At 38.4% G+C, this 25,571-nt stretch carries 24 protein-coding genes; 15 read left to right on the top strand and 9 right to left on the bottom strand.

Annotated elements, in window-relative coordinates:
• Positions 1 to 5 precede the first annotated feature (5 nt).
• The 3 genes from AC04Q1_RS07040 (at position 6) to AC04Q1_RS07050 (ending at position 3,423) form a co-directional block, all read left to right on the top strand.
• Positions 6 to 980: a M28 family peptidase gene (locus AC04Q1_RS07040; protein WP_478363159.1), complete on the top strand. Its 975-nt coding sequence runs from the start codon at positions 6 to 8 to the stop codon at positions 978 to 980.
• 179 nt (positions 981 to 1,159) lie between these two features.
• Positions 1,160 to 1,531, top strand: a complete 372-nt coding sequence (locus AC04Q1_RS07045; RefSeq protein WP_086547078.1) for a BlaI/MecI/CopY family transcriptional regulator — start codon at positions 1,160 to 1,162, stop codon at positions 1,529 to 1,531.
• Entirely contained in the window at positions 1,528 to 3,423 is a 1,896-nt protein-coding gene (locus AC04Q1_RS07050; protein ID WP_478363161.1) for a M56 family metallopeptidase, read from the top strand. The genes AC04Q1_RS07045 and AC04Q1_RS07050 overlap by 4 nt, the downstream gene beginning before the upstream one ends.
• Here AC04Q1_RS07050 and rsmG read toward each other — a convergent pair whose 3' ends face one another.
• Positions 3,424 to 4,059 carry a 16S rRNA (guanine(527)-N(7))-methyltransferase RsmG gene (rsmG, locus tag AC04Q1_RS07055; RefSeq protein WP_478363163.1) on the bottom strand — a complete coding sequence of 212 codons (636 nt, stop codon included), beginning with the start codon at positions 4,057 to 4,059 and terminating at the stop codon, positions 3,424 to 3,426.
• Positions 4,060 to 4,085: 26 nt separating this feature from the next.
• Positions 4,086 to 5,303: a glycosyltransferase gene (locus tag AC04Q1_RS07060; protein ID WP_478363165.1), complete on the bottom strand. Its 1,218-nt coding sequence runs from the start codon at positions 5,301 to 5,303 to the stop codon at positions 4,086 to 4,088.
• A gap of 139 nt (positions 5,304 to 5,442) precedes the next feature.
• Between AC04Q1_RS07060 and tgt the strand changes: the two genes are divergently transcribed.
• The 6 genes from tgt to AC04Q1_RS07090 all read left to right on the top strand — a co-directional run bounded on the left by tgt (position 5,443) and on the right by AC04Q1_RS07090 (position 14,545).
• On the top strand, positions 5,443 to 6,573 hold the full coding sequence (gene tgt, locus AC04Q1_RS07065; protein ID WP_478363167.1) for a tRNA guanosine(34) transglycosylase Tgt: 1,131 nt from the start codon (positions 5,443 to 5,445) through the stop codon (positions 6,571 to 6,573).
• 1 nt (position 6,574) lies between these two features.
• Positions 6,575 to 7,678, top strand: a complete 1,104-nt coding sequence (locus AC04Q1_RS07070; RefSeq protein WP_478363169.1) for an LptF/LptG family permease — start codon at positions 6,575 to 6,577, stop codon at positions 7,676 to 7,678.
• A gap of 2 nt (positions 7,679 to 7,680) precedes the next feature.
• Complete coding sequence (locus AC04Q1_RS07075) at positions 7,681 to 8,559, top strand: DMT family transporter (RefSeq protein ID WP_478363171.1); 879 nt, start codon at positions 7,681 to 7,683, stop codon at positions 8,557 to 8,559.
• A gap of 2,346 nt (positions 8,560 to 10,905) precedes the next feature.
• A complete protein-coding gene (locus AC04Q1_RS07080; protein ID WP_478363173.1) occupies positions 10,906 to 13,710 on the top strand; it encodes a TolB family protein in 2,805 nt (934 codons plus the stop codon).
• A gap of 4 nt (positions 13,711 to 13,714) precedes the next feature.
• The gene (locus AC04Q1_RS07085; protein WP_478363175.1) at positions 13,715 to 13,993 is read left to right on the top strand and encodes a hypothetical protein; all 279 of its coding nucleotides are present in this window, start codon (positions 13,715 to 13,717) and stop codon (positions 13,991 to 13,993) included.
• Between the two features lie 348 nt (positions 13,994 to 14,341).
• The gene (locus tag AC04Q1_RS07090; RefSeq protein ID WP_478363463.1) at positions 14,342 to 14,545 is read left to right on the top strand and encodes a GxxExxY protein; all 204 of its coding nucleotides are present in this window, start codon (positions 14,342 to 14,344) and stop codon (positions 14,543 to 14,545) included.
• 47 nt (positions 14,546 to 14,592) lie between these two features.
• Here the strand turns inward: AC04Q1_RS07090 and AC04Q1_RS07095 are convergent, their stop codons facing one another.
• The 3 genes from AC04Q1_RS07095 to AC04Q1_RS07105 form a co-directional block, all read right to left on the bottom strand.
• Positions 14,593 to 14,898 (bottom strand): hypothetical protein, encoded by a 306-nt coding sequence (locus AC04Q1_RS07095; protein WP_478363177.1) that lies wholly within the window; start codon positions 14,896 to 14,898, stop codon positions 14,593 to 14,595.
• A gap of 161 nt (positions 14,899 to 15,059) precedes the next feature.
• Complete coding sequence (locus AC04Q1_RS07100; RefSeq protein ID WP_478363179.1) at positions 15,060 to 15,782, bottom strand: pirin family protein; 723 nt, start codon at positions 15,780 to 15,782, stop codon at positions 15,060 to 15,062.
• Between the two features lie 121 nt (positions 15,783 to 15,903).
• Positions 15,904 to 16,584: a DNA alkylation repair protein gene (locus tag AC04Q1_RS07105; RefSeq protein WP_478363181.1), complete on the bottom strand. Its 681-nt coding sequence runs from the start codon at positions 16,582 to 16,584 to the stop codon at positions 15,904 to 15,906.
• 200 nt (positions 16,585 to 16,784) lie between these two features.
• Here AC04Q1_RS07105 and AC04Q1_RS07110 point away from each other — a divergent pair, with 200 nt between their 5' ends.
• A complete protein-coding gene (locus AC04Q1_RS07110; RefSeq protein WP_478363183.1) occupies positions 16,785 to 18,041 on the top strand; it encodes a hypothetical protein in 1,257 nt (418 codons plus the stop codon).
• 57 nt (positions 18,042 to 18,098) lie between these two features.
• Here the strand turns inward: AC04Q1_RS07110 and AC04Q1_RS07115 are convergent, their stop codons facing one another.
• Complete coding sequence (locus tag AC04Q1_RS07115) at positions 18,099 to 18,989, bottom strand: helix-turn-helix domain-containing protein (protein ID WP_478363185.1); 891 nt, start codon at positions 18,987 to 18,989, stop codon at positions 18,099 to 18,101.
• A 178-nt stretch (positions 18,990 to 19,167) separates the two neighbouring features.
• On the opposite strand from AC04Q1_RS07115, the gene AC04Q1_RS07120 reads away from it, so the two are divergent.
• On the top strand, positions 19,168 to 20,688 hold the full coding sequence (locus AC04Q1_RS07120; RefSeq protein ID WP_478363187.1) for an alpha-L-fucosidase: 1,521 nt from the start codon (positions 19,168 to 19,170) through the stop codon (positions 20,686 to 20,688).
• A gap of 137 nt (positions 20,689 to 20,825) precedes the next feature.
• Here AC04Q1_RS07120 and AC04Q1_RS07125 read toward each other — a convergent pair whose 3' ends face one another.
• The 3 genes from AC04Q1_RS07125 to ispE all read right to left on the bottom strand — a co-directional run bounded on the left by AC04Q1_RS07125 (position 20,826) and on the right by ispE (position 23,398).
• On the bottom strand, positions 20,826 to 21,992 hold the full coding sequence (locus AC04Q1_RS07125) for a trans-sulfuration enzyme family protein (RefSeq protein ID WP_478363189.1): 1,167 nt from the start codon (positions 21,990 to 21,992) through the stop codon (positions 20,826 to 20,828).
• Between the two features lie 104 nt (positions 21,993 to 22,096).
• Positions 22,097 to 22,516 (bottom strand): OsmC family protein, encoded by a 420-nt coding sequence (locus AC04Q1_RS07130; RefSeq protein ID WP_478363191.1) that lies wholly within the window; start codon positions 22,514 to 22,516, stop codon positions 22,097 to 22,099.
• A gap of 78 nt (positions 22,517 to 22,594) precedes the next feature.
• Positions 22,595 to 23,398 carry a 4-(cytidine 5'-diphospho)-2-C-methyl-D-erythritol kinase gene (ispE, locus tag AC04Q1_RS07135; protein ID WP_478363193.1) on the bottom strand — a complete coding sequence of 268 codons (804 nt, stop codon included), beginning with the start codon at positions 23,396 to 23,398 and terminating at the stop codon, positions 22,595 to 22,597.
• 260 nt (positions 23,399 to 23,658) lie between these two features.
• On the opposite strand from ispE, the gene AC04Q1_RS07140 reads away from it, so the two are divergent.
• The 4 genes from AC04Q1_RS07140 (at position 23,659) to AC04Q1_RS07155 (ending at position 25,512) form a co-directional block, all read left to right on the top strand.
• Positions 23,659 to 24,480, top strand: coding sequence for a thymidylate synthase (locus AC04Q1_RS07140; RefSeq protein WP_478363195.1), 822 nt, complete (start codon positions 23,659 to 23,661; stop codon positions 24,478 to 24,480).
• A 100-nt stretch (positions 24,481 to 24,580) separates the two neighbouring features.
• Positions 24,581 to 24,724 carry a hypothetical protein gene (locus AC04Q1_RS07145; RefSeq protein ID WP_478363197.1) on the top strand — a complete coding sequence of 48 codons (144 nt, stop codon included), beginning with the start codon at positions 24,581 to 24,583 and terminating at the stop codon, positions 24,722 to 24,724.
• Between the two features lie 8 nt (positions 24,725 to 24,732).
• Positions 24,733 to 24,840: a four helix bundle protein gene (locus AC04Q1_RS07150; RefSeq protein WP_478363465.1), complete on the top strand. Its 108-nt coding sequence runs from the start codon at positions 24,733 to 24,735 to the stop codon at positions 24,838 to 24,840.
• 162 nt (positions 24,841 to 25,002) lie between these two features.
• Positions 25,003 to 25,512, top strand: coding sequence for a dihydrofolate reductase (locus AC04Q1_RS07155; RefSeq protein ID WP_478363199.1), 510 nt, complete (start codon positions 25,003 to 25,005; stop codon positions 25,510 to 25,512).
• Positions 25,513 to 25,571 lie beyond the last annotated feature (59 nt).

Genomic DNA, 25,571 nt, shown 5'->3' on the forward strand with positions numbered 1-25,571 from the left:
AGAACATGAAAATCCTGTATATCCTTCCCTTAGCCATGATGCTAAGTTGCTGTTCATCAGTAAAAAATCAAAATACTGCTACTTCAGGCAAACTTGATACTCAACTGTTAAAAGATGTTGAAGTACTATCATCAGATGCTTATCAAGGCCGAAAAACGGGCACAAAAGGTGCAGAAATGGCAAGGGCATATATTATTGAAAGATTTCAAAAATTAGGTTTAAAATCCTATCCACAACATGTGAACTACGCACAGGAATTCACTTTTAATGGAAGAGGTAATACAAAGATAAATGGTACCAACGTCATCGGCTACATTCCGGGCAAAGGAAACAATGTTATTGTAGTATCGGCCCATTACGACCATTTAGGGGTAGTAAAAGACGAAGTTTTTAACGGTGCTGATGACAATGCATCGGGAACTGCAGGATTATTAAAAATAGCCGCATATTTTGCTAAGAACAAACCGAATAATACAATCATTTTCGCCTCTTTCGATGCGGAAGAAATGGGTTTACAAGGTGCAAAGGCATTTGTAGGCAATCCACCAGTGCCTGTTAATACTATTGCTATTGATTTAAACATGGATATGATCAGCCATAGTGATAAAGGTGAACTCTATGTATGCGGAACCTTTAAATACCCAGATTTAAAGAAATATGTTGATACCAATAAAACCAATATTAAATTGCTTTTTGGTCATGATGATCCAAAACAAGGTCACGATGACTGGACCAACCAGAGCGATCAAGGTGCTTTTAATGCTAAAAATATCCCCTTTTTATACTTTGGTGTAGAAGATCATAAAGACTACCACAAAGCGACAGATGAATATGCTACCATTACTAAACCATTTTTCAGCAATGCAGCAAGTGCCGTATTAGATGTAGTAAAAAACATTGATAAACAAACCGCCTTACAACAGTTGTTAAAAGATAAAATGATCATGATGGACAATCCAAAAAGATCAGAAAAATTTTAATTACCAATACAAAATAACCTAAACCTGCCCTATTCGGCAGGTTTTTTTATGTCTTATAAATTTCAAAACAAAAATTATTTAACTGTATATCAATTAGTTGCAAATTAAACTATAAAAATAGTTTGCAAACTACTTTTATAGTAGTAACTTCATTTAACCAAACTATAAAAATAGTTGCTATGATAAAAGAACTCACAAAAGCAGAAGAACAAATTATGCTCATCCTTTGGGAAATGGGCGAAGCATTAGTAAAGGACGTTATCGAAAAAATGAACGAACCCAAACCTGCCTACAATACCGTTTCGACGGTAATCAGGGTTTTGGAAGGAAAAGGTTTTGTTGATCATAAAGCCATAGGCAATACACACATTTACTTCCCCATCATCAAAGAAACTGATTATAAACGTTTTGCATTCGACAAGGTAATGAACAATTACTTCGAAAATTCTTATGAAAGCCTGGTTTCTTTTCTGGTAAAAGAAAAAAGTATGAGTACCGAAGAACTTAATGAAATAATTCAATTGGCTGAGAAACTTAAAAAAGATAAATGATGAACTGGTTATATTATTTACTCGAAGCAAATCTATATTTCGCCTTATTTTATGGCTTTTATAGATTATTCCTCCACAGGGAAACCTTTTATGGCTTAAATAGAAGCTATTTAATTGTTACCTCCATACTGGCATTTAATCTTCCATTTTTTCAGCTGGGTTTCTTAAAAGCACCTGTAATCGAACAGATTACGATAGCCCCTACAACGGAAACGGTTATTAGCCAGGTGATGATTCCAGAAAATCTGCCTTTGGAAAGTTATCAACCGAGTATTTTCACCATTGATCATGCAGTTATTGCGATTTATGCTCTGGTTACCATTGCATTTCTGCTTAAAATGCTCTTTAACTTATCCAAAATTATGCGCATGCGTAAGCTACCATCTGTTAAACTCGAAAACGGCGTAAAACTAATCGATTTAAGGGATTCTAAAATTGCTTTTTCGTTCTTCAACCTCCTCTTTTTAGATCCACAGTTAACAGAAAAAAACACCATCCTTAAGCACGAACTGGTCCACATTAAGCAAAAACACAGTTTTGATGTGCTCTTATTCGAAATGATCCAGATCATTAACTGGTTTAACCCAATAACTTATCTCGTTAAAAAGGATATCAAATTAATCCACGAGTATTTAGCTGATGAAGAGACGACCAGGTGCGACGTAGAAAAGTACCAATATGCAATGTTTTTGATCCAAAATTCAACGGGGATCCAAAACCTAACCCTTACTAACCAAATATTCAGTTCATCGATTTTAAAAAAGCGAATTAGCATGTTAAATCAAAAAAAATCAGCAAGTTGGGCAAGGCTCAAACTGTTATTGGCACTGCCAATTACTGTAGGAATGTTATGTATTTCTACAGTGGCCTTTACAAAAGATTACGGATTTGTAGAACTGATGCCTGAGAAACCAAGTGCTCAATTGCCACCTCAACAAGAAAAACCTGACACTAAAGTAAAACGTATTCCTCCACCTGCCATCAGTAAAACGTATTTTCCACCTTATAAAAGAGATAGTAAAAACAATTATGTTTCTTTAGAAAAAAGGCTCATAGTTATTAATGGAAAGGAAGTTGCAGATAAAAACAAATTTTATGGCGCTGCAGACGCTACCGAGATCAAATTTTTAAAAACTGCGGCGGCAACAGAAAAATATGGTAAAACTAAAGGACAATTTGGCGCTATAGAAATTACAGGAAAAAATGTAGCTTTCACTTTACAGCCACCTCTGGTAGATCAAATTAAGTTTCCGCCACCTGTTGTAAAGTTTGATGAACAAACTTCTTTTTATCCAAAAAATGAGTACAATGTTAAAACCAACAAGGCGACAAAACTGGAAAAAAGATATATCATTATTAATGGTGAGCCAGTAGATAATAATGAGACATTTTATGGTGTCCGCAATACAAAATCGGTAAAGTACCTAAGACCATTAGAAGCAGTAAAAAAATATGGAAAAGAAAGAGGTAAAAATGGAGCGGTAGAAATTACCGGTGATAACATTCAGTACGCTCCGAAAATATCTCCTCCGCCGCCCATAAATACAAATGACAAAAAACTCAATAATGTAGTTCTGTTAACACCACCACCACCCATAAAAAATAAAGACGCCAGTAATATTGTGTACCATCAGGATGTAGATTTAGATCGGAGTAAGGGAGATAAACTAATCATGCCAGAATCAGAAAAAAACAAAAAATCAATCTCGATATATAGTGACCGCGGTGAGAAAGTATACATTTCCCCAGATTATAAAAACGATTGGGACGGAAAGTTAAATGCGTTTTCCAACAAGGCAGTTATAGCAGGTAACTATTCTTATGAAGTTATTATGCCGCAACCAAAAGGAGAAAAAACAAAAGTTATAAGGGGCTACATATCAATAAAATAACTATTGCGGCACGTACACCACGTATTTCGTTTCAAAAAAATCTTCTTCAAAATAAGCTGAAAGCGGATATAATTCTGCTTTCAGTTTTGATTCTTTGATTTCTTCTGCCAGATCGCCACCTTTTAGATACAAAATCCCGTTGGGGATGGCATTCAACGAATCCTTTTTAAATTTGCCTTGTATCCATGGATAAAATTCGCCCAAGCGCGTAACAGCTCTAGATACCACAAAGTTAAATTTCTCTTTAATCTGTTCTGCTCTTAAATGATCGGCCCTTAAATTCTCCAAACCCAACGCAGAAGCCACTTCTTTTACCACTTTAATCTTTTTCCCAATAGAATCGACCAGATAAAACTCCGTTTGAGGGAACAAGATGGCCAATGGAATGCCTGGAAAACCGCCACCTGTACCTACATCTAAAACCGATTCGCCGGCTTTAAAAGTACATACTTTAGCTATGCCTAAAGAGTGTAATACATGGCGCTCATATAACTCTTCAATATCTTTTCTCGAAATTACATTAATCTGCGCATTCCAAAAGCTATATAAATCGAACAATTGTGAGAATTGAGCAATTTGTTTTTCACTTAGGTCAGGAAAATATTTTAAAACGATATCGGGTTTTACATCAAGCATATTGCAATTACTAAAGGATTATTGAATTATTTCCAGTTAACTTTTTTCTTGCCAAATAAGGCTAAAAATCCGTTCAGGGTTAAAAACAGAAACAAAAGTATGTCTAAAATCGGGAACCACCAACGCAAATCGCCATAGTTTAAGCGTTTTAGCAGTTTTGGATAGATAAAACACCTGATGATGATGCTCAAACCAAGAATCCCCAGAGCTACATATTGGGCTTCGCGGCTAAAAAACATACAGGCCGCAAAAAAGGCATAAAACAAAAACTGAAATAAAATCTGAAGGCTCAAAATAAATTTATGCTTCGACTTATATAGCTTACCCGCTCCAAAGTGACGTTTCTTCTGTCTCAGGTAACCGCCCCAGGTTTTATTGGGCACGCTCCAAACATGGCTGTCGCGATGTAAACGGATCTCAGTATTGTACTTATTGGCATGTGCATTTACAAATAGATCATCATCTCCAGACGGGATGTGCATATGTGCAGCAAAACCCTTATTCTTAAAGAAAAGTGTCTTTTTATAAGCCATATTACGTCCAACACCCATGTAAGGCATTCCTTTCAATGCAAAAGATAAATAGTTAACCGCTGTAAAAAAGGTTTCGAAACGGATCAATGCATTTAAAAGGCTCCTTTTTTTCATATAAGGTGAATAGCCCAACACAATTTCTGTATTTTCATCCGCAGGCGGCTGCATATCCATCAGCCAGCGTTCAGAAGCAGGTTCACAATCTGCATCGGTAAAAACAAGCCAATCGTACCTGGCAGCCTTTATACCCATCGTTACCGCGAATTTTTTACCGGCGATGAACTTATCATTATCTAAAATTTTAACCACTTTTAGATTACGGTATTTCTTCTCCAGCTGCTCTAAAAACTCCTCAGTACCATCCCATGAGCGATCGTTAACCACCACAACCTCAAATTCCGGATAATCCTGATTAAAAAGCGAAGGAAGATATTGCTCCAGATTTTTAATTTCATTTCGGGCACAAACGATTACACTTACCGGTTTTCGGGCAGATAATGGCACCTCTTCGATGCTTACATTGGCCAATTTTAAATGGACAAATAGTACATAATAAAGCTGAACCAGAAGGCAAAAAGCCAGTATCGAGAGCAGGATAATTTCAAGCAGGGTTAATATCACGATGGTAAAATAAACAGGCGCAAATTTCTCATTTTTAATCTGTAAAACACTTTTATGTGGATAAAAAATTAAACAAAATAATGCCCTCAATTTTTGCTATTTTTGGCAGATTTTTGACGAGAAAAAATACATACAAACCGTTATCATCAAAATAGCAATTAGTATCTAATAAACGTATTTTGGTGATAATAAGCTCCTCTGAAAACTGGAGATAAATAAATAAAAACAGATGAAATTTAGTTTACAGGCTAACGATCCACTATCTAAAGCCAGGGCTGGGACAGTAACAACTGCCCATGGCGAAATACAAACCCCTATTTTTATGCCTGTGGGCACTGCTGGAACGGTAAAAGCTGTTCATCAGCGCGAACTTAAAGACGATATTGACGCAAAAATCATTCTTGGCAATACTTACCACTTATATTTAAGACCAGGTTTAGACATCCTTGAAAAAGCAGGTGGGCTACATCAATTTATTGGCTGGGACCGCCCGATTTTAACAGATAGCGGCGGCTACCAGGTGTATTCTTTAAGTAAAGTTCGTAAAATTAAGGAAGAAGGTGTTACATTCCACTCCCACATTGATGGATCAAAACACCTTTTCACTCCGGAATATGCAATGGATATCCAGCGCACCATTGGTGCCGATATCATCATGGCTTTCGATGAATGCACGCCATATCCATGCGATTACACCTACGCTGCCCAATCAATAAAAATGACGCACCGCTGGTTAAAACGCTGCTGCACCCGTTTTGATAGTACTGAACCTAAATATGGTTTCGACCAGACCCTTTTTCCAATCGTTCAGGGTTCTGTTTATAAAGATTTACGCATTAAGTCAGCAGAGTTTATTGCCAGTATGGACCGTGAGGGTAATGCCATTGGCGGTTTATCCGTTGGTGAGCCTGCGGAAGAGATGTATGCCATGACGGAAGTGGTGTGTAATATATTACCAGTTGAAAAACCACGTTATTTAATGGGTGTAGGTACCCCGATCAATATCTTAGAAAATATTGCATTGGGTATTGATATGTTCGACTGCGTAATGCCAACAAGAAATGCAAGGAATGGTATGCTTTTTACCAGAAATGGCATTATAAACATCAGAAACAAAAAATGGGAGAATGATTTTTCTCCATTAGATCCGGAGAGCGATCTGCATGCTGATTTAGTAACCACTAAAGCTTATTTACGGCATTTGGTACACAGCAAAGAGATGCTTGGCGCACAAATTGCTACCTTACATAACCTTCACTTCTATTTATGGCTGGTAAAACAGGCCAGAGAGAAGATCATTGCTGGTGAATTTTATGAGTGGAAAAACAAAATGGTTAAAGTATTAGGTAATAAACTATAAAATGAGTCTGTTAAAAGGGAGAATAAAAATCATCGATCAGTACATTATCGGAAAATACCTGGGTACCTTTATTTATACCCTGGCCATTTTCGTGATCATTATTGTGGTGTTCGATCTATCCGAAAAGATGGATGACTTTATGAAAAGCGGCTTAAGTTTTTGGGGAATCCTTTCCAAATACTACGCTGGTTCTATTCCTTTTTATGTGAATATGCTTTCACCATTGATCAATTTTATCGCCGTAATTTTCTTTACTGCTAAGATGGCTGATCAGACTGAAATTGTACCGATTTTAAGTGGCGGAGTAAGTTTTAACCGCTTTCTATTTCCTTATCTGGTATCGGCCACGATTATTTTTTCAGCTAATTTATTATCCAATTTATACATCTTACCTTATACCAATACGCTAAAAAACAAATTCGAAAATACCTACGTCAAACGAAACGATCCTTCCACAAAATCGAACATCCACATGAAACTGGATGATAAAACCTATATCTATATTGATAATTTCGATAACAAAACAAATTCGGGATACCGGTTTTCTTTAGACAATTTTAATGGAGATATTTTAACCAAAAAGATCGTCGCCGAAAACATAAAATGGGATTCGCTTAAACGCAAATGGCAGTTAAGCAACTACTCAATCCGCAAGATTGACGGACTTAAAGAAACCATGATTTATGGCAACGGAAAGCTTAAAGATACCATTCTGGATATGCGTCCGGATGACTTCTCCGCCTACGATAACGTAGTCCAGAATTTAACAACCAAGGAACTCTCGGAGAAGATCAGAAAAGAAAAAATCCGTGGAACAGGCGTAATGAACGACCTGCAATTTGAAAGATACAAACGTTACCTGCACCCGCTTTCGGCCTTTGTACTCACACTCATCGGCGTGGCGCTATCTTCACGTAAAGTGCGTGGTGGGGTCGGTGTATCGTTGGGGATCGGGATCTTCATTAGCTTTGCTTATATCGTGTTTAATCAGTTCACCCAGATGTTCTCTACCAAAGGTGGATTACCCCCGTTTGCCGCAGTTATTATGCCTACGCTCTTTTTTGGTCTGTTAGGTTTTTACCTATTGAGAAAAGCGCCTAAATAGCGATGGAAGCCACCAAAAAAAACTTATTAATTCTTCACCTTACCGTATTTGTTTGGGGCTTTACAGGCGTGCTTGGCAAAGTGATTTCAATTGATGCTGTGCCAATGGTATGGTACCGGGTATTGATTGCAACCACTACACTTTTTGCCTGGTTTTTGATCACCAAGAAGAACATCAGGATTACCAAAAAGCAGTTTATCCAGTTCTTTTTAACCGGTGGAATTGTAGCCATCCACTGGATATTTTTCTTTCATGCCATCAAAGTTTCTACCGTTTCGGTTACTTTGGTATGCCTTTCTTCTTTCACCTTATTTACCGCAATATTGGAACCACTGATTAAAAAACAGCCTATCCAAATGGGTGATATTTTAATTGGCCTGCTGATTATTTTAGGCATTTACATGATCTTTAAATTCGAAGGACAATATACTTTGGGGATCATTTTTGGTTTGCTGGCAGCAGTGGCATCAAGTTTATTTTCAACCATAAATTCTACACTCGTACAGAAAAGCGAACCATCTATCATTGGATTTTATGAACTTGTTGGTGCGCTTTTCTGGATTACTTTATACCGTTTATATGACGGAACTTTATTACACACTCCCTTTAATCTGAGTGCTAAAAACTGGCTCTATCTGATCCTTCTTGGCACGCTTTGCACATCAGTTGCCTACGTTGCAGGCGTTGCCGTAATGAGAACCTTATCGGCATTCAGGGTAGCGCTGATTACCAATCTCGAGCCGGTGTACGGAATCGTATTGGCCTTCATTTTCTTCCAGAATAAGGAACAGATGACAGGCGGATTTTATATCGGCGCAACCATTATCCTGGGTTCGATTTTTCTTTATCCGATATATAAAAAAAGAAAGAATAAACTGTAAATACAAGCTCCAGAATCTTTCAGGTTTCGATAAAAACCATTTGAATTTTCCCATAGCTTTATACCAACTGGATCAATTTTCCAATCGTCCTATTATGGCCTGCTTCTCTTTCCACAGGTTATACAATGCTTAAAACTTCACAGTTAAATTTCCTTATAAAGACCAGGCAAAAACACAAGGAGAAAGCTTATCACAGCTCATCATCTTAATGGGAACCTGATCTCGTAAAGACATCGGGATGAGCTTGTATACAGATGCAAAAACAAACGAGCATACGCTACTAACCGACACCTTACGATAAAGATCCTGATGTTCAACTTCATCGCAAGGTCAGCCGCAATCAAACCATCAGAACAAAAAAAAGTTATAAATGAAGAAACTGATGAGCATTAAAAAAGCAATCGAAAATGAGCATTATTTACAACCATACTTTTAATGCCTCATCTCAGAAAATTATAACACAATCTGCGGGAATCCACTCTTAACTTTCTTAACTCGTAAATGATCAGAAAACAGTTATAGTCCTTTTCACCATTAAGGGATGAAGGACAAGATCTATGTTAAAGGAGTGATCCAGCATCGTTTAAAATCAATGAACTTAAGCGAATCAAACAATGGAATTTAATTACTTCTCCTTGCGTTTTTTAGTAAACTACGGAGATGCTCATTTATGTAATAGGATCAGATAGAGACCAGTAAACCCTCCATAAATAGCATTAAAATTTTGGCGTATTACACAAACTCAAGACTTAATCTGATAGCCCCACAGCCCAAAACAATCCAACAATGACAACCGCTTAAACTCCACTCACCAAAGCCCCAATAACGAACCAGAATTGGAGCCAAAATACCGGAGAACATAAGTACAAAAACCGATCAAATCAGCAGCTAACTTAAGTCAAAAATACCTGTTTAATTTTAAGCAATGCTCAAGCCAATAACCAGCCTATTTTTTCAATTGTGAAGCTTGTAAAAAGAATAAAATCTGCGACATCCATCAGCAAAAAACCTTCGCCTAATTGAACGGCAGAAAACTCAAAAAAAAGCAGCTAAATAAGATGATTTAAACGCTATAAAAAGTTCAGCCGATTCAACAAAAAACACCTCCAAAACAAACAAGAAGAAAGGCCAAAATCAAACTCAATAGTGATAATAGATAGGAGGTATATTCTATTGAAATTTTACAGCACTTGGATTTGCAGGTGCTTTATAAAAATGCAATAACTTGTTTAAAAATTTCAGTCTTCAATTCACAGTAGTTTTCGATAGTTATATAAACCTTCTTTGGGAATATGAAAAATACAGGTCACTATGTGATTGCCAGGCGCAAAAAACATGGACAAAAATCACTGCTGTAAAACCAGATTTCAGCATGCATTTCACCAGCTAAGAGAGAAAAAGCAGTCCACTCTCAATTTTGAAAGAACATAGACAAAAACAACAAAAAACCGCGTTTAAACCACAACAAACAGCATTTTTCAATCCTAAATGAAATTTCATTTAAAATACCCCGAAAACACCATTATTCACGAATATCGCCAGGAAATCACATTATAAGGCCAAATTATTATCGATTTCGGGAGCTACAACAACAAAAAAACATACAGTTTTCGTCTTCAAGATCAAATTTTAAGCAAGAAAATGGACGTAAAAACCATGCTCCAAACCCAATTAAAGCTATCAATTTTGGTGATCGAACGGGCATTTCGCTTTCCGATTATTGATCAAAATCAAATAGCAAATGTTAAAAAAGAGATTAAAGATCACCAAAGTACAAGCTAAGTAATCGCTAAAAAATAAAGACATTTTGTCACCACAATCTAATCCAGCGCACGCGCAAAAATTTTGAACGCCGCATTTAACTCTTACCTTTTGCCGCAAAACCCAACTGATATGATGGGATGATAATGCAAAATTTAGACCACCTGAATTTAATTTTAAAGCGGATTATCCGAGCTAAAATCCTGACGATTCTTTCCACATTAAAGGCCAAAAAATATCAGCAAAAACTCACCAAATAAAGAAACATCTTAAGCCATCTCCTTTGCCTTGCCGAATTTAAAAAACCATACACAATTTAAAAAAGGCGTTAAAATTTTTAAAGAAAATCGATTAATAAGTGTAAATTAAATCAATAAAATCAAAGCGATTAAAAATGCTGACTTGAGCGCAAATCAGACATGAAAATAAACAAAATGTAACGGCAAAATCAACAAATTAAGGATTTATATAAATTTTATAAACATTTAAAAATCAATAAATTAAATAATTTAACATCAATTAAAAATTTATAAATACCAGCAATTGCAAATTTCAAAAAACTAAATATTTTAGCAAATAATTTAGATGAATTTAAACATATCAAACAAGAAACTAATTATCAAGTATTTAAGCGCAATTACTTTAAGTTTAACATCACTATCGGTTTTTGGACAGATTTTCAGCACTGCGCAAAACCCCCTTAGTGTAAAATGGAACTACATTTCGTCAGGTGGCTTTAAAATCATCTATCCGGAAGAACTGGAGAAAGAAGCTCAAAGAATGGCCAATACCCTCCCCTTCATCTATACTAAAATAGGTCTTGGCTTAAGGCAGGAAAAAACCTCCATTCCGCTCCTACTACAGAACCGTGGAACGGTAGCAAATGGCTTTGTACAGCTTGCTCCAAAGAAGTCCGAATTCTATGCTACACCACCTCAGTTTTTCGATAGTCAGGATTGGTTGAACAACCTTGCCGTGCACGAACTTAGGCACATTGCCCAGTTTGACAAATTGACAGGAACACAAGCACACCCCTTCCCTGAGCTGGTTTACTTCGCTTACTTTGGGGCCGGCATTCCCACCTGGTTTTTCGAGGGTGATGCGGTAGTTAACGAAACTTCCCTGACCTATTCGGGCAGGGGCCGGCAGCCCAACTGGATCATGCCTTACCGGACTTCCATTTTGGAAGGCAAAAAAATCTCTTATAGCAAAGCTTATTTTGGATCGAACAAAGACGTCACGCCAGGCTACTACCAGACCGGATATCTGATGGTGTCAGACATGAAAGAAAAATATGGTCAGTTCATTTCCGATAGCTTACTCGGCGACATCAGAAAAAGGCCCATAAGACTTTACCCATTTTCACAGAGCCTAAAAAAATTGACAAAACTAAATACCAGACAATACTTTCTTTCCACCCAAAACAAGCTTGCTGAAAAATGGAAAATACAGGAAGAAAAATCGATTACCGAAAGCTATGAAAGCCTAAATAAAAAACCAGCTTTAGCTACCGATTATTTCCTCCCAGTCCGCTTAAATCAAAACCAGGTTTTGGCATTAAAAGAAAGCAAGACTGACGCGCGTTATTTTGTTATTATTAATGAAGATAAATCGGAACAAAAACTATTCGGAATAGGCTATCAGGAACAGCCGTGGTTCAGCTTAAAAAACAACCTCTTAGTTTGGGATGAAATACGCTACGACCCCCGATATAAACAAAGGAGTTATAGTGTAATCTGTTCGTATAATTTAGAGACCAAAAAATTCAAAAAATTAAGCAGCCAAAGCAGGCTCTTCTCTCCCAGCCTTTCTAGTGACGGAAAGAAAATTATTGCAGCTAAAGTGGAGCTGAACAACCAGTTTAATCTCGTAGAATTAGATGCCAGTTCCGGAAAGATCTTAAAGATTTATCCAAATCCGGCGAATGAAATTTTACAGACGCCATCCTTTGATCAGTCTGGAAACAGAATCACCTATATCAGCGTGACTGAAAAAGGAAAAAGTTTATGGCTGATTGATGGGGATAAAAAATCGGAGCTGATTTCGAACAGCAGACAACAATTGAGCCGACCAATTTTCATCAACGAAAAAATTATTTTCAATGCCCACTTTAACGGCATTGACAATATCTACAGTATAGATCCTTTTTCAAAAAAAATAAATGCACTCAGCACTTCAAAATACGGAGCCTTCAACCCTACCGAAAGCACTGATGGCAAAATCATTTTTAACAATTATAAGATCAATGGTTATGAAATTGCCGAAGCAACATTAAAAGAAAAACCGGTTGGTGAAGATAACTTTGTAGATTTTTCTGTCGCTGCAGAAAAGCAGGAAAACGTTGGAAACGTTTTTGATCAAATTCCCGACAGCACCTACCAGTCTAAGCGTTATCATCAGGCATTAAACCTGTTCAGTTTTCACAGCATTATTCCGGTTATCGATAATGAATATCTTTTCGGACTCGAACTGCAATCGAACAACCTGCTCAACACCATGGACGTTTATACAGGTGCAAAATACCACCGCGATTTAAAACGTTTTGAGTACACCGCAGACATCAGTTATAAGGCGCTTTACCCGGTGTTCAGCTTGCTATATCGCAACCGCCCGAAAAGAACGTTCTACAGAGCTAAAAACGTGACACAACAAGGCGATTGGCGGGAAAACTATATTAAGCTCAATGCTTCACTTCCACTCTCGTTTAATGCACGAAATGAGACCTATGATTTTACGCTCAACGCAGCCACCAGTTTTACGCAAAGGTATCTGCCCGAAAATATGCTCAGTAACTTCATCCGTGAACTCAAATTTCCGGTGGAATACAATTTTACTTTCAACCATAGCGTGCGCACTACTGAAAGAGATATTGCTCCGAAATGGGCACAGGTGTTCAGGGCAACTTACAACCACCAGCCCTTCGACAAAAATTTAAAGGGAGAAATTCTTGCACTCGAAAGTTTCCTTTACTTTCCGGGGCTCGCCAAAAACCATTCCTTTTTAGCGAGCTTCAATTACCAAAAAGCTAGCGGTGTAAACCAGTACGCCACCGAGATCGCAACTGTTTATGGATACAACAACATCCTTGCAAAAAGTGTACTGCAAAACAGTCTGCTTTTTAACTACCGCTTTCCTTTTGCTTTTCCCGATTGGGAGTTAGGGCCGTTTGCTTATGTAAGAAATTTCAGGGCGGGTTTATTCTGCCATTACGAGAACATTGGTAAGGGCACTACCTTTAACGATCCGAAAACTTACGGCGTAGAATTAAACACAAGTGTAAACCTTTTGCGCTATCAACCTGTTGTAGATTTAGGAGCGCGGTTGGTTTTTGTTAATCAGATTTACAATCAAAATCCGATATTAGAGTTTTCATTTAATTATAGCTTTTAAAACCATGAGCGCAAAAACAATTTCCATCATTATCCTGACCGCATTGCTGACCATATTTTTGATGGTAAATACCGAAGCCGTTGATTTCGACTTTTTGGTTACCACCGTTCCTGTATCTAAACTCTTGGTGATCGGCATCTGTATCATCATCGGTTTTATTATTGGCTTCGTGGTGGGCCGTCCGCGAAAAACAGTGAGTAGTTATGATGATGAGATCGAAAGACACCAACCAGTTTCGAACAAAAAAGAATTGAGTGATGAGGATAGAGACTACATTAGCTAGTGCCGGGACCAGTAGGGTTTTTGGATTTCAGGATCATGGCTCTTAAGATTTCGAGGTTATAATATTTTAGGACTATTTATTCAAGATGTTTCAGTTAATGGATTTTAAGATTTATAGCTTATTTAGTTTTAATAGAAACATCCCGATTTCATACAATAATTTTTATTTGTTATGATGAAATATGGGGATTTAACTGGCCGAATTATTGGTTGCACAATGCAAGTTCATTCATTTTTTGGCTAGGTTTTCAAGAAAAGATTGATCAAAAAGCCTTGGGTATCGAAAAGAGGATAGAGCAATTGCCCTACAAAGAAGAAATGACGATGAATATTTTTATCGTGATATTAAATTGGATACAGAAGGGTAGATTTTTTTGTTGAGAACACAATCATGTTAGAATTAAAAGCAGTATCAAAATTGAATGATGCCTATCTTGTTCAAGCAGTTAACTATCTCGAAACCTATAAACTACCTGCAGGATCACTGATCAATTTTGGAAGCAGGAGATTAACTTTAAGAGCGTTTGCAATACGAAACATCCGGATAACATGAACTAGGATTAATTCGGGATTCTAAGATTTATCTGAAATCCTATAATCTTAAAAATCCGGGCTGATCGCGGTCATGATCTCTCCGTAAAGCAAACCGCTACCTCCGCCATAATGCTGGATAATTTTCAGGCCTGGCCTTAAGGCAAGAAGTTTATTTTTCAGTTCGGTTTCAGAATCCTGATCGATTCCATTTCCCAATAAAACCAGATCAATGTGCTGTTCTTTGCAAATAGAAATGGCTTCTTCATTTTTACAAACACATAATCCCTTCCATTCGGGCCTTGCATTTAATAAGCGGTTCATTACTGCGGTAATTTCTGTATCCCGGCCGATATAAAGTATGGTAGTTTGCATATTTTTAAATTTAAAAGAATAACACAGATCGAAAAAAAATCGTCATTCCGACTGAAGCACCGATTCTTCATCGGCAGAGTAGTGTTTGGTCTCTACTCCAAAACTTCTCTTCCAAAGGAGTTCCTTTGGAACAATACAATCGAAATGACGATTCTTCTAATTTAATTCATTTCCATCGGAACATCCATCAATAAAACCTCTGCATCGGCAGTATTGGCTTTAAAACTGATGCTGTCTGTATCCCACACGCCCAATCCGTCTCTTTTGCTCAGCACCTGGCCGTTAATGCTTACTTCGCCACTGATGACGAAAGCATAAACCCCGTTTCCAGCTTTTTTAATTTTATACGCTGTTTCAAAACCTTCATCAAACTTACCTAACGAGAACCAGGCATCCTGATGGATCCACACACCGGCATCATCCGCATTAGGCGATAAAATCTGCTGAAAATTATTGTGTCTTGCAGCAAGATCTAAAGTTTGCTGATCGTAACGTGGGGTAACGTTTTTCTTGTTCGGGAACAACCAGATCTGTAATAAATTTAACTGTTCATCTGCATTTGCATTAAATTCACTGTGGCTAACACCGGTACCGGCGCTCATTACCTGAATTTCTCCGTTTTTAATCACTGCCGAATTCCCCATGCTATCTTTGTGCGCAATTGCACCTGCCAATGGAATGGTAATGATTTCCATATTATCATGCGGATGAGAACCAAAGCCCATTCCACCATCAATACTGTCGTCATTTAAAACCCTTAAAACTCCGAAGTGCATTCTTTCAGGATTGTAATAGTTAGCAAAGCTGAACGAATGGTGTGCGTTTAACCAGCCATGATTGGCGTGACCGCGGGTGTTTTCTTTGTGCAAAATAAACTGTGACATAAATTTCCTTTCTTATTTATGATACAAATTTACAGCACTGCTGCTTCCCGAGCATTGATGTAGGGTAAGAAAAGGTATAGTGTATGACGTTTGGCGCTAAGTGGATGAAAAACCTGATGTACTAAGGCCTGTGCTTTGCCAGTACTGCATCGCTGTTAAGCTCCCTCAGTGCATCCAAAGCTATCCAGTTCGCTTTTTTATTGTTTTGGTTAAGAATATTGTTTGCACTTTCTATTGCGTACGGATGCAGGAAAACATTTCTTTTCCCAATCTGCCGTAATGCCCAGTTGATGGCCTTTTTAACAAAATTCCGGTTATCGTAGGCTTCTCTTTCGATGATGGGCAAAAAACCCAGAAAAGTTTCGTCGGGTTCTTTTTTAAGATGCACCGCAGCCTCGGCCATTAGAACAAAACCAGTCCGTTTTACAAATTCGGCTTCAGCCTGGGCAAACTCAAAAACCTTCGGCTTAAAATAAGGCGTTTTAACGAAAAGATTCCCACAAGCCTGATCACATATATCCCAGGAGCTGAAATCTTTTGTCCACGCGTTTATTTGCGCTTCTGTTATCTGTTTATAATCGCCGATAAAGGTAGCCAGCAAACGTGCTTCATGAAATCCGGTTTCCCAAAGCAACAAAGACAGTTCCTGACTTTTACCGATCTGCTTGGCCAGCTTTCTGATATTCGGTACGCGTATGCCAAACGCTTTAGAGGTATCGATCCCAAAATGAGCCATTTTCTTCAGGTAATCAGGCTCGCTGATGGACCGGAGCTCGGAAAGAATGAAATCGATATCGTTCATTACACGAATTTAAGTTTTTTGAGGGACTTAAGAAATTATAAACGCCTGCAGACGGATAAAACTCCGGAAGCCCGGTCAAAACAATTGATCTATACTCCCAATTACTAAACATAACCAATACTTAACACTTTTTCAGTTTTAAGTTTATATCTACCTCTTAAACTTGCTTTAATTTTACATAACAATCAACCTTAAAACCTATGCAAAAAAAACTCACCTTAATGCTACTGTTCTTTTACGCAATAACCGTATCCTGCAAAAAAAACAACTTACCCGAAGAAAACCTCAATACCGCAAATTTGAGGAAAAATGCGCTATCGGCCATTACAGCAGAAATCAGTGCCGCCGCAAGTGTAAATGCCTACACCAATACCTCAAGTTATATCAGCACCGGTTTTTCATTTTTAAACCCAACACAATTGGATAAAAACCGCCAGGCCATTGGCGGCAGTGCCTACACTGAGGTGTATGGCTTTAATGTACCGGAAGAAAACAGGGTAAGGGGTATCAGATGGAATGAAGATGATGAAACCACCTCGATATGGCGTCCGCAGGGAATTGCGGGTTTCTCCAGAAATGGCGTACGCTATTTACTGGTAAGCTGGTACGCCAAAGATGCCGCAGAGAGCAAAGGATCAAGGATAACCCTTATCGACATTAGCCCAAGTTCGGCCACTTATCTAACCTACAGGCACATTTTATTGGTACAACCTACCCTGCCAACAGGAACTTTAGATTATACGCAATATGGCACCTATGCGCCCTTGAATGTACATGCAGGTGGTATAGCTTATTTTAACGGTAAAATTTATCTGAGCAGTACAAGCCTTGGGTTAAGAGTATTCGATTTAGACAAGATTATCGAAGTAACTTCAGGAACCGGCACCGAAAATAAGTGTGGTAAAGATGCCGGCGGTAATCTTTATGCGTTTAATTACCGTTACATCCTGCCACAGGTAGGTTATTATAAAATCAATGATGCTGATCCCTTTTCAACCGTACAGGTAAATTACGAAAACAATCAATTGTGGACGGGACAGTATTATGCCGGAAGTGCCGATGCATCTATTGTACCTAAAATATTCGGGTTTCCGATCAATGCTGCCGGCGAAGTTCAAAATTCGGGCATACAAACGGTAACCCCCAAAAACAGCCTCTTTGCTTCTGATCATGCTCATGGCATTCAGGGCGTTTTCAGGAAAGGAAACAGGACCTGGCTTTCGTGCACCGGATCGCCAAGTGAATCGTACGGATCTACTGCCCGTTTGGCCAGATACACCGATGGAGATACCAATACCACCAGATACAGATGGCCATACGGTGCCGAATCTTTATATCTTGAAACGCAATACAATTATTTATGGAGCTTAACCGAGTTTGAACCCAATGCCGGAGCGAAAAATGGCAGTCAGGTTAACCGCTGCATATTTGCCGTAGATTTTACAAAATACGAATAGAAACCATTAGTATGTAAAAAAGAGCGTGTACCATCATATCATGATCACGCTCTTTTTTTATGGAGCTGAAAAACCAAGCAGATATACCTGATTTTTATAAACCCGGGGAGACATGCCGGTAAGTTTCTTAAAAGATTTGGAAAAATAGGAAAGAGAATCGAAACCGGTTTGCGTGGCTATGTCTGAGTGGGCCAACTGGCTTGTAGCCAATAAATGTTGTGCCCGCTCAATTCGTTTGGCAAGTATATAATTTATGGGGCGTTCTCCGGTAAAAATTTTGAACTGGCGGGAAAAGTAATCCGGATGCTGGTTGACACGCGCGGCAAGGCCAGTTACCGATAAATCCTGATGTAGGTTGACCAAAATATAGCCTACTGTTTCGGCGATTTTAACAGGAACATGAGGTAAGCTTTGTCTGAGAAAAAGCTGGGCATGAAGAAAACGCCCGACCAATTGTAGCAATATACCTTGGGTTTCCATATAAGTGGCTAAATTCTGCAAATTATTAAGTTCCTGATATTCTCTGTAAAAAATGTTCTTTTCATACACTCTGGGATCATCAGACCGGTTGATCCCCCGCCCTGGATTAATTTCGAGCAAACGCTTAAAAAGATCAATATCCAGTTGTGAAGCCTTAATTTTTAAGATGGTCCGGCATTGCGCGAAAAGTGATACTCCGCTTGCGGACTCTTCAAAAAACTGGACAAAATACTGGCTTAAATAACGAGTGCAACGCAGGTTGCATAGGGTAAAACTTGGTATGATATAAAGATATCCTGGTTCAAGTTTTAAAAAATTTACCTGATCGGATATTTCACCTGTACCATCGTCTATGTAATAGATGCGGTGATAAGGGCTGATGACACTTCTATAATCCCATTTGCTCGTGAGATGGACATAATCTACATTTAGTAAAGAAAAGGTGTTTTGCAATACTCTTTTTACCATGTCTAAATGTCGGATTTTTACAACAAATAGTCCAATTTATTTAAAAATACGTCGGATCAGTTATTTAAGTTTGTTACAACAACCAAATATACGACCACATGGCAATCACCATCCCCCAACATCTTGCAGGCGATTATATGGAGATCCCAAGTGATTTAAATATCTAATGATCATCAAAATGAAAAAAACATTATTAATAGGTCTTATCGCATTTTCCCCAATGGCGCATATAATGGCCCAAAACCTAAAGGAGAAAAATGGGCAGGAAATCTTTAAGCCAACGGACGAATCATTAAAACAATACAAATACCCGGATTGGTTCAGGGATGCAAAATTTGGAATCTGGTCGCATTGGGGTCCTCAAGCCGTTCCACGCCAGGGAGACTGGTATGCAAAAAACATGTACCTGCAAGGTAGCCGTGAGTATAAATATCATATTGCAAATTACGGAGCACCTTCTAAGTTTGGCTATAAAGATCTTATTCCATTGTGGAAAGCCTCGAAATGGGACCCCGAAAAACTGATGCAATTATATAAGAAAGCGGGAGCCAGATATTTTGTATCTATGGGATCACACCACGACAATTTCTTTTTATGGAATTCTAAAATCCATAAGTGGAATTCGGTAAATATGGGGCCACATAAAGATGTTGTTGGCTTATGGCAGAAAGCGGCAAAAAAAGAAGGCCTCCGATTTGGGGTCTCCGAACATCTTGCGGCAAGTTTCAATTGGTTTCAACCAAGTCACGGAGCGGATAAAACCGGGCCGTTTGCAGGTATACCATACGATGGACGTGATCCCCAATACGCTGATCTTTATCATTTACCTGCCGATTCGAGTAATATTAATGAATGGCTGACCAATAATAAAGGCTGGCATAAAAAATGGCTGGAATATGTTACCGAGCTGATTGACAATTATCATCCAGATCTTTTGTATTCTGATAGTAAATTACCATTTGACAGTACCGGGCAACGCATGTTGGCGCATTATTACAATCAGGATATGGCTAAGAATAAAGGCAAACTAGAAGCCGTTTACACGCCTAAAGAATTCTCGCAAGGTAAATGGGTACAAGATGTTGAACGCGGTGTAATGGATTCGATTAGCGTATTCCCCTGGCAAACCGATACTTCGATAGGCGATTGGTACTACCGAACCGGACAGCAGTACAAAAGTGCTGATGAAATTGCCCAGCTCCTCATAGATATTGTGAGTAAAAACGGTAATCTGTTGATCAATATTGTGCAAACCCCTGAGGGAGATCTGGAGCCTGATGTAGTAAAAATTGTGACTGAAATTGGAGAATGGACGACATTGAACAGTGAAGGTATTTATGCTACAAGACCATGGAAAGTATATGGAGAGGGACCATCAACCATTAAATCAAATCAGCAAAAAGGTCATTTTGGGGGCTTAACAGATACCCGCGAATATCAACCATCAGATATTCGTTATACCACTAAAGATGGTAATCTCTTTGCCTTCTGTTTAAATACACCTCAAGAGGAAATCAGGATGAATTTGCTCGGTGCGAAATCAAAATACCTTGATCAGCCTATTGCCTCAGTTACACTTATAGGTAGCAAGAAAAAGTTGAAATGGGTGCAAGAGGATGATGCTTTACTCATTACCAAACCAGCCGATTTTCCGACCTGGAAGGTAACATGCTTTAAGGTAATGTTTAAAAAACCATAAAACGATTAGCATCCGCTTAAATAAATGGAATTTTATAAGTTGCCTGGTCAAAAATGCCGCAGAAACAAAAGAGATTGCAACACTGTAGTGAAAGTCCAAAGGGTGTCCAGCCTTTGGACTTTACTCTTAATTATTGATTAAGCTAATGCCTGCTCAATATCGGCTAAAATATCGTTAATATGCTCCAAACCAATTGATAAACGAATAGAACCCTGTTCGATACCCACCTCATTCCTTTGCTCTTCTGTAAGCTTGCTGTGCGTACTGGTTGCTGGGTGTGTAGCGATTGAACGGGTATCGGCAAGGTTTGCTGAGATCGAGAACATCTGCAAATTGTCCATAAATTTACGGGCCGCATCAATGCCGCCATCAACCACGATCGTTACAATCCCCCCACCCTGTTTCATCTGTTTTTTGGCAATTTCGTACTGAGGATGAGAAGGCAGGAACGGATATTTCACCAGTTTAATTTTTGGGTGCTTTTCTAAATATTCGGCCACTTTTAAGGCATTTTCACAATGACGGTCCATACGGATCGCGAGGGTTTCTAAACTTTTAGATAAAATCCATGCATTAAATGGCGATAAAGCTGGTCCGCTATGACGGGCAAAACCAATCACATCGGCAATCAGCTCCTTGGTACCTAGAATAACACCTCCCAGTACACGGCCTTGCCCATCGATATATTTGGTAGCCGAGTGAATTGAAATGTGTGCGCCAAGTTCAATGGGCCGTTGTAAATATGGTGTAGCAAAACAGTTATCAACCACCAATAATTGATTGTGTTTTTTAGCCAGATTACCTAAAAATTCAAGATCAATAATATCGATACCCGGGTTTGACGGTGTTTCGACAAAAATCATTTTGGTATTGGGTTTGATTAGTGCTTCCCAATCCTGTGGTTTATCCAAATCGGCATAATCGAAAGTTACACCCCAATTCGAAAAAACGTTGGTCAATAGTTGGTGTGTAGAACCAAATACCGATCTACTCGAAACAATATGATCGCCATTTTTCAAAAATGCACCAAATGTGGTAAAAATTGCGGCCATACCTGTAGCTGTAGCAAAGCCATCTTCAGCACCTTCCAGAAGGCACATTTTTTCGATAAATTCAGATGTATTTGGATTTGAATAACGGCTATATACATTTCCCTCTTTTTCGTTGGCAAACAAGGCACGCATTTCTTCTGCATCCTCAAATTTATAACTCGAAGTCAGGTAGATGGGTGATGAATGCTCTTTGTGTAAACTGCGTTCGGTTTGAGTGCGTATAGCTATGGTTTCAAAATTTTCGGATTTCATTATATTGTAAGATATGAGTATTGAAATGTGAGACATGAGATTGGAGATGTGAGACATAAGATTTTAGACCTTAAACCTTTTACCCTACACCTTAAACCTATACCTTACACCTTATTTATTTTATAAGTAAAATTAATCGTTGCCGAACGCCCTAAGATATTCGATACCGAGCAATATTTATCAAAGGTCATTTGTAGTGCACGTTCTACTTTTTGAGCGCTTAAATCGCCGAATAAATCGAAATGAATATCAATTACATCAAAAATAGGTGGCATTTCTTCCTCTTTTCTGGTTGCGTTTATGGCAATTTTGATGTCATCAAGAGGCTCTTTTTGTTTGGTTAATACATTTACCATATCAATCCCGCTGCAGCCCCCTAATCCAATAAGCAACATCTCCATTGGCCTGAAACCTTTCCCTTCGCCACCAATAGCGGCTTTTGCATCCAACTCCACAGTAAAACCGCTCTCGTTTTCCGCTTCAAAATTAAATTTACCGCTCTTGCGGATCAGATTTATGTTCATTTTGTTAGTACCGAGTATTAGGATCAAGGATCAAGACGCATTTGCTTTAGTCTTTCTGCTTTAACCTTTAAGCTCTATTTAAATATTATAATAAACTAAGTTGCTTTTTTCCAGCTCGTGCAATTTAACCGGATGGTCGAAAATTGCAAAAACCGACGAACCACTGCCACTCATTAAAGCGAATGTTGCGCCTGCATCGTATAAACTGGTTTTTATTTGACGAATTTGGGGATATTTAGCGAAAACGGATATTTCGAAATCGTTGATAACCTTATTTTTCCATGTTGTTGGATGCAAATGTATGATTTCTTTTAACGATTGCAAAGGTTTTTGCGGTTTTACATGCGCATAAGCATCGGCCGTGCTGACGTGTACAGGTGGTTTTACCAAAACTTTAAACCAGGCTGACAAATCTATCTCACATTTTTCAAACTCATCGCCTTTATTAAATGCATAAACAGGTTTGTTTTCTATAAAAAAAGCACAGTCTGCCCCCAATTGACGGGCGTAACTTTCCATATGTTCAATAGATAAATCTAAACTAAATTTCTCATTCAGTAATTTAATTAGAAAAGCACAGTCTGCCGATCCTCCACCCAAACCCGCACCCACAGGGATATTCTTCAACAAGTTGATCTGCTGTGCAGGAATATTGTAATCTTTTTTCACCAGTTGATAGGCTTTTAAACAAAGATTATCATTGGCATCACCCGGAATATCGATTCCATGGATTTTGCAGGAGGTTACTTCAGCGTCCGTAATTTCAACAGCATCTTTGATATTGATTGGATAAAAAACAGTTTCGAGATTGTGGTAACCATCAGCACGTTTTTCGGTGATATTTAAGCCTAAGTTTATTTTTGCGTTGGGAAAAGATAGCATGTTAGTCCTGAGTCGTGAGTCTTAAGTCCTGAGTCCATGGTGCCGAAACCAGCAGCCAACCCATTTTGCAAACATACAAACAAGTAGCCAATATTAAATACACCGTAGACCCCGGCTTCATGTCGGGCTGATACGTAAATATCAGTACAATGTTAACAATTCACCAGTGTGTATAAAAATGATTTACAACACCTGATAAATTTTAGATATTTGTAGTTTATTAATTATTTACAATTTGGAAGCCCTTAGGGGTTTGGGGTATGAAACAATATTTAGATTTAATGCAGCATGTGCTTGATCACGGCGCTCAAAAGCACGACCGTACAGGCACCGGAACAATAAGTGTTTTTGGTTATCAGATGCGTTTTAACCTGCAGGAAGGTTTTCCGATGGTGACCACAAAGAAACTGCACTTAAAATCTATTATTCACGAACTGATCTGGTTTTTAACCGGTGATACCAATATTAAATACCTTAAAGATAATGGTGTGCGGATCTGGGATGAGTGGGCTGACGAAAACGGCAACCTTGGTCCGGTTTACGGTTCGCAATGGAGAAGCTGGCCAACACCCGATGGGCAGCACATCGATCAGATCACCAATATCATCAATACCATAAAAAACAATCCCGATTCAAGAAGAATTATTGTTTCTGCCTGGAATGTGGCCGAAATCGAGAGTATGGCCTTACCCCCTTGTCATGCTTTTTTTCAGTTTTACGTGGCACCCCCTAACCCACTAAAGGGGGAAACAAAAGGCACACTTAGTTTACAATTGTATCAGCGCAGTGCCGATATTTTCCTGGGTGTTCCTTTTAATATTGCCTCTTATGCTTTGCTTACCATGATGGTGGCGCAAGTTTGCGATCTGGAAGCCGGAGATTTCATCCATACCCTTGGAGATGCACATTTATACAACAACCATATTGAGCAGGCCAACCTCCAATTGAGCCGTGAGCCTAAACCGTTACCCACAATGAAAATCAATCCTGAAGTGAAAAGCATCTTTGATTTTAAGTTTGAGGATTTCACTTTAGAGAACTACGAAGCGCATCCTCATATTAAAGGAATTGTGGCGGTGTAGTATTTGTTCAATCGTTCATTGGTTCAATAGTTCATTAGCAACGTAAAATAGTATATATTTTAAATCATCCCTTATAATTAATTTTATCAATAGAATAATTATGAGCTACAACAAACTTGAAGATTTGGAAGTTTACATCCTTGCAGAGAATTTATCAAATGAAATTTGGGACGTTACCACTAATGGAACTTTTTCGCAAAAGATACCATTGGCAAGCAGGTTTGTAGATCTGCAGACTCAATAGGTGCAAATATTGCTGAAGGTTACGGACGTTTTCATTTTAAGGAAAATAAAAACTTCTGTTATTATAGCCGTGGTTCGATCCTGGAGACAAAATCGCTTTTGAGGAAAATGAAATAGAACCCTGATCACAGATAAAGAATATCAGGATCTTTATAAAAAATTAGAAATCATTCATATTAAGCTTAATTCTTATATAAAATTTATAGGTAAGGGTTCTGTTGGTTCAAAGCAATGAACTAATAAACGCATAAGCGAAATGAACCAATAAACAAATGACCAATGACGAATGAACCAAAAAGCCCTTCGCTTTCGATAGCCGTAGCCGTAGGCGAAAATTTTGCAATCGGCAAAAACAACCAGCTTTTATGGCACATGCCAGCCGATTTAAAGTTTTTTAAACAAACCACCTCCGGACATACTGTGGTGATGGGCCGTAAGACCTTTGATTCAGTTGGAAGGCCATTGCCCAACCGCAGAAACATTGTGATTACCAGGGATACTGAATTAAAAATAGCCGGTGTTGAAGTGGTAAACAGTTTAGATGAAGCATTAGCCATTACCAAAACAGCTGAAAAACCAGTATTTATTGTGGGTGGAGCCGAAATTTACAGACAGGCATTGCCCAAAACCTCTACGCTTTATTTAACTACCATCCACCACAATTTTGATGCGGACACTTTTTTCCCTGAAATTAACCGCGAAGAATGGAAGGTAATTAGCAGTGAAGCACATAAAGCCGACGAAAAAAACAAGTACGATTATACTTTTGAAGTTTTAGAAAGGATATAAATCAAACCGTCATTAATCAGCGCCCGTTTTGTAGGGTGGCTTCGTTCTCCGCAATGATG

The organism is Pedobacter humicola, assembly GCF_056490705.1.

Coding starts and splice junctions, on each gene's coding strand:
- AC04Q1_RS07040 (WP_478363159.1), top strand. CDS start 6: ATGAAAATCCTGTATATCCTTCCCTTAGCCATGATGCTAAGTTGCTGT.
- AC04Q1_RS07045 (WP_086547078.1), top strand. CDS start 1,160: ATGATAAAAGAACTCACAAAAGCAGAAGAACAAATTATGCTCATCCTT.
- AC04Q1_RS07050 (WP_478363161.1), top strand. CDS start 1,528: ATGATGAACTGGTTATATTATTTACTCGAAGCAAATCTATATTTCGCC.
- rsmG (WP_478363163.1), bottom strand. CDS start 4,059: ATGCTTGATGTAAAACCCGATATCGTTTTAAAATATTTTCCTGACCTA.
- tgt (WP_478363167.1), top strand. CDS start 5,443: ATGAAATTTAGTTTACAGGCTAACGATCCACTATCTAAAGCCAGGGCT.
- AC04Q1_RS07070 (WP_478363169.1), top strand. CDS start 6,575: ATGAGTCTGTTAAAAGGGAGAATAAAAATCATCGATCAGTACATTATC.
- AC04Q1_RS07075 (WP_478363171.1), top strand. CDS start 7,681: ATGGAAGCCACCAAAAAAAACTTATTAATTCTTCACCTTACCGTATTT.
- AC04Q1_RS07080 (WP_478363173.1), top strand. CDS start 10,906: ATGAATTTAAACATATCAAACAAGAAACTAATTATCAAGTATTTAAGC.
- AC04Q1_RS07085 (WP_478363175.1), top strand. CDS start 13,715: ATGAGCGCAAAAACAATTTCCATCATTATCCTGACCGCATTGCTGACC.
- AC04Q1_RS07095 (WP_478363177.1), bottom strand. CDS start 14,898: ATGCAAACTACCATACTTTATATCGGCCGGGATACAGAAATTACCGCA.
- AC04Q1_RS07100 (WP_478363179.1), bottom strand. CDS start 15,782: ATGTCACAGTTTATTTTGCACAAAGAAAACACCCGCGGTCACGCCAAT.
- AC04Q1_RS07105 (WP_478363181.1), bottom strand. CDS start 16,584: ATGAACGATATCGATTTCATTCTTTCCGAGCTCCGGTCCATCAGCGAG.
- AC04Q1_RS07110 (WP_478363183.1), top strand. CDS start 16,785: ATGCAAAAAAAACTCACCTTAATGCTACTGTTCTTTTACGCAATAACC.
- AC04Q1_RS07115 (WP_478363185.1), bottom strand. CDS start 18,989: ATGGTAAAAAGAGTATTGCAAAACACCTTTTCTTTACTAAATGTAGAT.
- AC04Q1_RS07120 (WP_478363187.1), top strand. CDS start 19,168: ATGAAAAAAACATTATTAATAGGTCTTATCGCATTTTCCCCAATGGCG.
- AC04Q1_RS07125 (WP_478363189.1), bottom strand. CDS start 21,992: ATGAAATCCGAAAATTTTGAAACCATAGCTATACGCACTCAAACCGAA.
- AC04Q1_RS07130 (WP_478363191.1), bottom strand. CDS start 22,516: ATGAACATAAATCTGATCCGCAAGAGCGGTAAATTTAATTTTGAAGCG.
- ispE (WP_478363193.1), bottom strand. CDS start 23,398: ATGCTATCTTTTCCCAACGCAAAAATAAACTTAGGCTTAAATATCACC.
- AC04Q1_RS07140 (WP_478363195.1), top strand. CDS start 23,659: ATGAAACAATATTTAGATTTAATGCAGCATGTGCTTGATCACGGCGCT.
- AC04Q1_RS07145 (WP_478363197.1), top strand. CDS start 24,581: ATGAGCTACAACAAACTTGAAGATTTGGAAGTTTACATCCTTGCAGAG.
- AC04Q1_RS07155 (WP_478363199.1), top strand. CDS start 25,003: ATGACGAATGAACCAAAAAGCCCTTCGCTTTCGATAGCCGTAGCCGTA.